This window comes from Comamonas sp. (assembly GCF_036643215.1).
Classification (GTDB): Bacteria; Pseudomonadota; Gammaproteobacteria; order Burkholderiales; family Burkholderiaceae_C; genus Comamonas.
Window position 1 is genome coordinate 1 of record NZ_JAVXSJ010000068.1, and the last position, 5,800, is coordinate 5,800.

Below are 5,800 nucleotides of genomic sequence, written 5' to 3' on the forward strand. Positions count from 1 at the left end.
CATCGGCGTCGCTGACGGCTTTGGTAAAGCCGGTGATGGCGTAGTTGCTGCAATGAACCTTCATCAGTGCGCCGGTGTGCTCGCTGATGGCGCCTGCATAGTCTTTCTCGTGGGTGCGGTTGGTGGTGCCGACTTCGATCAGCTTGGCGCCCGCACGAGTCATCACGTCAGGGATGCGGAAGGCGCCGCCAATCTCCACCAGCTCGCCGCGCGAGACGATGACTTCTTTGCCCATGGCCATGGTGGACAGCACCAGCAGCACGGCAGCGGCATTGTTGTTGACGACGGTTGCGGCTTCTGCGCCGGTCAGCTCGCAGATCAGCGATTCGACCAGATCATCGCGATCGCCGCGGCTACCGTCTTGCAAGTCATATTCAAGGTTGGCGGGGGAACTCATGGCCTGCACCACGGCATCAATGGCGGCCTGCGGCAGCAGGGCTCGGCCCAGATTGGTATGCAGCACGGTGCCGGTGAGGTTGAGCACCGGTTGCAGACGCGGTGCAAAGCGGGCCTGCAGCAGACGTTGAGCACTTTGCACAATGCTGGTGAGGTCCGCTTGCACGGGCTGGCCGGGTTGATCGGCTGAGCCCAGCAGTTGTTGGCGCAAATGTGTGAGCACAGTGCGGGCGGCCTTGGTGCAGGCGTCCAGTCCGTAGGCTTCGCGCAGCGGCTGCATTTCAGCGGCCAGCAAAACCTTGTCCACGGCGGGCAGCTGTGAGGGGTGCGAAATTTCGGCGGAGGTCGCTGCAGTGGTGCTCATGGACGGGATGTTTTGAATCTCTGGATATGGAAAAGGCGGCAGGTACCAGCCCTGCCGCCTTCATTATGGTGGCGGTTGGCCTTGGACAGACTCAGGCGGCGGGGTCTACCAGCTCGTTGCTGAGTTCGCCCTCTTGCTCTTCGGCCACGGCCACAAATAGCAGAGGGTTGGCGCTGGCGCGCTGGAACTTTGTTTCGCTCATCAGCAGGTCCAGCATCAGGCTGGCCAGGTCGTCAGCCAGAGGCTCGGCCATGGGGTTCTTTTCCTGATTGACGATCTTGCGGTAGCAGCCGCATTCCTCGCAGGTTTCTGCCAGAACTTCCTCACCAGCGCCTTCAAGGCCTTGGTAGTGAATGCCCTTGGTGGATTCGCAGTGCGTGCACTTGACGCGCACCATATGCCATTCGCAAGCACAGGTGCCGCAGTGTGCATAGCGGTGGCCGGCCATCTTGCCGCCGATGCGGACAACGCTGGCGACAGGTTCACTGGCGCAGATCGGGCAGATGCTGGCGGGGTCGGTATAGGGCACGTCGCGGGGGCTGAGGCTGGCCGAGCGCTTGGTGAAGGTGACTTGCAGCGCTGCCATGATGAAGGGGGCCATGCCTACGTGGCGCGCGGCCACTTCTTTTTGCAGCAACTTTTTGGCAATGTCTGCACGGGCTTCGGGGGGCAGTGCGCGCAGTTCTTTGAGCAGGGGCTGCAGTGGTGCGGGCAGGCCCTCGCTGCCTTGCAGCGTGTCGAGCATGTTGTCCAGCACGGTTTGCCAGGCGGGGTCGATGGTGTCCACTGCGGGCAGCAGGGGCATGGAATGCTCTTGGGCGCGAGCCATCAGCTCGGCATCAGGGGCAGTGATTTCCAGTGTGGCCACAGCCTTGTGCTGCGCATCCATGATTTGCGCCACAAACTGCAGGTAGTCGGCAATGGGGTTGCCATTGGCCAGCTGGCGCAGGCGTGCAGCGCGCTCGGCGAACAGGCTGCTGACCTGGGGCAGCAAGATGCGGGGAAAGCTGGTGTGATCCAGTGCTTCGATTTCACCGGGTTGGAGGATGCGTTGCATTATTCATTCCCAAAAAATAAATGGCCGCCGACCACCATGATGGAGGTCGGCGGCTTCATTCAGGCGTAAGGCCTGAGGCCGGCGAGGGCAATTACTTGTCTTCGCCAGTGACCTTGCGGAACCACAGAGGGTGGTGGAAGCGTGCCCAGCTACGTGTCACGGTGCCACGGGTCATGGCGCGGATGGTGCCCTTGGTCCAGATCGCTGCGTAGACGTGCGCAATGATCAGGCCGATCAGGCCAAAGGCGCTGATGGCATGTACCAGAGAGCCGATGCGAACAACGGTCACGGGCAGATTCCACCAGGCGCGCCACATCAGCACACCGGTCACGGTCAGGCCCAGCATGCACAACACCAGCAACCAGAAGAGAACCTTCTGGCCGCCGTTGTACTTTTCAACGGGGGGCATTTTTTCATGCTCGCCATTGACCAGTGCACCGACGTTCTTGAGCCATTCCACATCGCGGTCCTTGATGATGTTCAGCTGCCAGAAGCGGAAGAACATCATGATGAAACCGACGGCCATGACGACGCCGATGTAGGGGTGCAGGATGCGCGTCCAAGGGCCGCCACCGAACAGGTTCGTCATGAAGAAGAACGAGGGGTGGAAGAACGCCAGGCCGGACAGTCCCAGCAGCACAAAGCTGATGGCAACTACCCAGTGGTTGACGCGCTCGCCGGCGGTGTAGCGCTGGATGTCACGAGAGCGGCTTTTCATGAGCGGTTCTCCTTGCTCTGTTCAGCTTTGCGGGCTTCTTCGGCTTCCAGCTCCTCGGGCACTTCCAGAGGACCCTTGGTGATGTAGTGGAAGAAACTGCCAACGGCCGCTGCCCCGAGAGCTGCCAGAGCCAGAGGCTTGGCAACACCCTTCCACAGCGACACCATGGGGCTGATGGACGGATCGTCCGGCAGGCCCTTGTACAGCGAAGGCTTGTCCGCATGATGCAGAACGTACATCACGTGTGTGCCGCCCACGCCTTGTGGGTCATAGAGACCAGCCTTTTCGTAGCCGCGTTCCTTGAGGTCGACGACACGGCGGGACGCTTGTTCCTTCATGGCATCTTTGGTGCCGAACTGGATAGCGCCCGTGGGGCAGGTCTTGACGCAGGCAGGTTCCTGGCCAACAGCCACGCGGTCAGAACACAAGGTGCACTTGTACGCCTTGTTGTCCTTCTTGGAGATGCGCGGAATGTTGAACGGGCAGCCCGTCACGCAGTAGCCGCAGCCCACGCACTGGTCTTGCTGAAAGTCCACGATGCCGTTGGCATATTGGACGATAGCGCCAGGCGATGGGCAGGCTTTCAGGCAGCCTGGGTCTTCGCAGTGCATGCAGCCGTCCTTGCGGATCAGCCACTCCAGGTTGCCTGTAGCTTCGTTTTCGTACTCGGTAAAGCGCATTACGGTCCACGACTGATCGGTCAGATCGGTCGGGTTGTCGTATACACCGGCAGCTGCCGTACCGACTTCATCACGAAGGTCGTTCCACTCCATACATGCTGTCTGGCAAGCCTTGCAGCCAATGCATTTGGAGACGTCGATCAGCTTGGCGACTTCGCCCGCGTGCGCATCGCGCGCATTGGGGGCAGGAGTCGTCGTGGCCGAGCGGCGCTTGATATCGAGAGACATGGTTGAGGACATCAGCGTGGCTCCTTAGATCTTTTCCACCTTCACGAGGAAGGTCTTGGATTCAGGGGTCAAGCTGTTACCGTCACCCACGGAGGCTGTCAGGTTGTTAGCCAGATAGCCCTTGCGTCCCGTTGTGGAGAAGCCCCAGTGAATCGGCACGCCCACGTGATGGATGGTCTTGCCATCAATCTGCATGGGTTTGATGCGTTTGGTCACTAAAGCCACGGCCTTGATAAAGCCACGCTTTGACGAAACCTTGACGTTCTGCCCGGTGGCAATACCCAGCTCCTTGCCCAAGGCCTCGCCAATTTCCACGAACTGCTCGGGCTGAACGATGTTGTTCAGCTGAACGTGCTTGGTCCAGTAGTGGAAGTGCTCGGTCAGGCGGTAAGTCGTACCCACATGTGGATAGTCCTTGGGGTCGCCCTGCGTGCCCTTGGCGGTGTCGAGGATACGGATGATGGGGCTGATGACGGCCAGCTTGTTCTTGGGATACATGGGGTTGTATCCAAGCGGGTTGTCAAACGCCTCATAGTGCGTGGGGAACGGTCCTTCTATCAGACCCTTGCGGGCAAACAGGCGGGCCACACCTTCGGGGTTCATGATGAACGGATTGGTGGTCTCCGGCGGCAAGGTCGGGGCAATATCTGGTACGTCAGCACCACCCCAGTTTTTGCCATTCCACTTGATCAGAACGCGGTCAGGGTTGAAAGGCTTGCCTTCACGGTCGCACGATGCGCGGTTGTACAGCACGCGGCGGTTGGCAGGCCAGGCCCAGGCCCAGTTCAGCGTATTGCCAATGCCAGTCGGGTCGCTGTTGTCACGGCGAGCCATCTGGTTGCCAGACGAGGTCCAGGCACCAGCCCAGATCCAGCAGCCACCCAGCGTGGTGCCGTCATCGCGCATTTCGCCAAAGCCGCCCAGTTGCTCGCCCGCCTTGCGGATGAGCTTGGTGGGGTCCTTAGGATCGAACAGATCTACCAGCGCACGACCGTTGTATTCCTTGGCCACTTCCTCGGCAGAGGGGTGAGCGGATTCGGCGTAAGGCCAGAACAGGTTGGTGATGGGGTCGGCAAACTTGCCGCCATCCTTCTGGTAGAGAGCCTTCAGGCGCAGGTGCAGACCCGACATGATCGCGATGTCAGTCTTGGCTTCTCCTGGTGGCTCTGCAGCCTTCCAGTGCCACTGCAGCACGCGTGACGAGCTGACCACGGCACCTTCTTCTTCAGCGAAGCAGGTGGTTGGCAGACGGAACACTTCGGTCTGAATAGAGGCCGAGTCCACATCGTTGAATTCGCCGTGGTTTCTCCAGAACTCGGAAGTTTCTGTAACCAGCGGATCCATGATGACGAGGAACTTCAGCTTTTTGAGGCCTTCGCGCACGCTGTTGCTGTTGGCCAGAGCTGCCAGCGGGTTAAAACCTTGGGCGATATAGCCGTTGATTTGCCCCTTGGTCATCAGCTCGAACACTTGCAGCATGTCGTACTGCTTGTCCAGCTTGGGCAAATAGTCAAATGCCCAGTTGTTCTCAGCAGTCGCAGCGGGACCCCACCATGCCTTCATCAGGCTGACGTGGAACTTGGGCGTGTTCGACCAGTAGTTCATCTGACCAGGACGCAGCAACTTTGGCGTGCGCGAGGCGATGTACTGGTCGTAGTCTTGCTCGGCTTCGTTTGGAAGCGTCAGGTACCCTGGAAGCGAAGCAGACAGAATGCCCAGGTCGGTCAGACCCTGAATGTTGGAGTGGCCACGCAGCGCGTTCATGCCGCCGCCAGCGATACCGATATTGCCCAGCAGCAGCTGGATCATGGCGCCGGTACGCAGAATCTGCGCACCTGTGGTGTGCTGAGTCCAGCCCAGGGCGTACATGATGGTCGCAACGCGACCGGCTTCGGCGGTCGATGCCAGCTTCTCGCACACGTGCAGGAATTTTTCCTTGGGTGTGCCGCAGATGGATTCCACCTTTTCAGCGGTGTAGCCAGCGTAGTGCTTCTTGAGCCACTGATAGACGCAGCGAGGGTGTTCCAGAGTCGGATCCACCTTCACAAAGCCATCTTCACCCAGTTCGTAGTCCCACGACGCCTTGTCGTAAGTACGCTTTTCAGGGTTGTAGCCCGAGAAAATACCTTCGTCGAACGCAAAGTCCTCGCGCACGATGAACGAGAAGTCCGTGTAGTTCTTCACATACTCGTGATGAATCTTGTCGTTCGTGAGCAGGTAATTGATCACGCCACCGAGGAAGACGATGTCCGAGCCAGAGCGGATCGGTGCATAGAAGTCAGCCACGGATGCCGAGCGGTTAAAGCGCGGATCGACCACCATGAAGTGAGCCTTGTTGTGCTCCTTCGCTTCGGTCA

5 protein-coding genes are annotated in these 5,800 nt (G+C 59.6%); all 5 read right to left on the bottom strand.

Features of this window, described 5'->3' with window-relative positions; genetic code table 11:
* On the bottom strand, positions 1-760 hold a 760-nt coding region (selA, locus tag RSF91_RS19465; RefSeq protein WP_332569954.1), incomplete at its 3' end, for an L-seryl-tRNA(Sec) selenium transferase.
* A gap of 91 nt (positions 761-851) precedes the next feature.
* Positions 852-1,817, bottom strand: coding sequence for a formate dehydrogenase accessory protein FdhE (gene fdhE, locus RSF91_RS19470; RefSeq protein WP_332569955.1), 966 nt, complete (start codon positions 1,815-1,817; stop codon positions 852-854).
* 91 nt (positions 1,818-1,908) lie between these two features.
* The gene (locus RSF91_RS19475; RefSeq protein WP_332569956.1) at positions 1,909-2,535 is read right to left on the bottom strand and encodes a formate dehydrogenase subunit gamma; all 627 of its coding nucleotides are present in this window, start codon (positions 2,533-2,535) and stop codon (positions 1,909-1,911) included.
* Positions 2,532-3,455 (bottom strand): formate dehydrogenase subunit beta, encoded by a 924-nt coding sequence (gene fdxH / locus RSF91_RS19480; protein WP_332569957.1) that lies wholly within the window; start codon positions 3,453-3,455, stop codon positions 2,532-2,534. The genes RSF91_RS19475 and fdxH overlap by 4 nt, the downstream gene beginning before the upstream one ends.
* A 12-nt stretch (positions 3,456-3,467) precedes the next feature.
* The coding region (gene fdnG, locus RSF91_RS19485; RefSeq protein WP_332569958.1) for a formate dehydrogenase-N subunit alpha at positions 3,468-5,800 on the bottom strand (2,333 nt) is incomplete at its 5' end.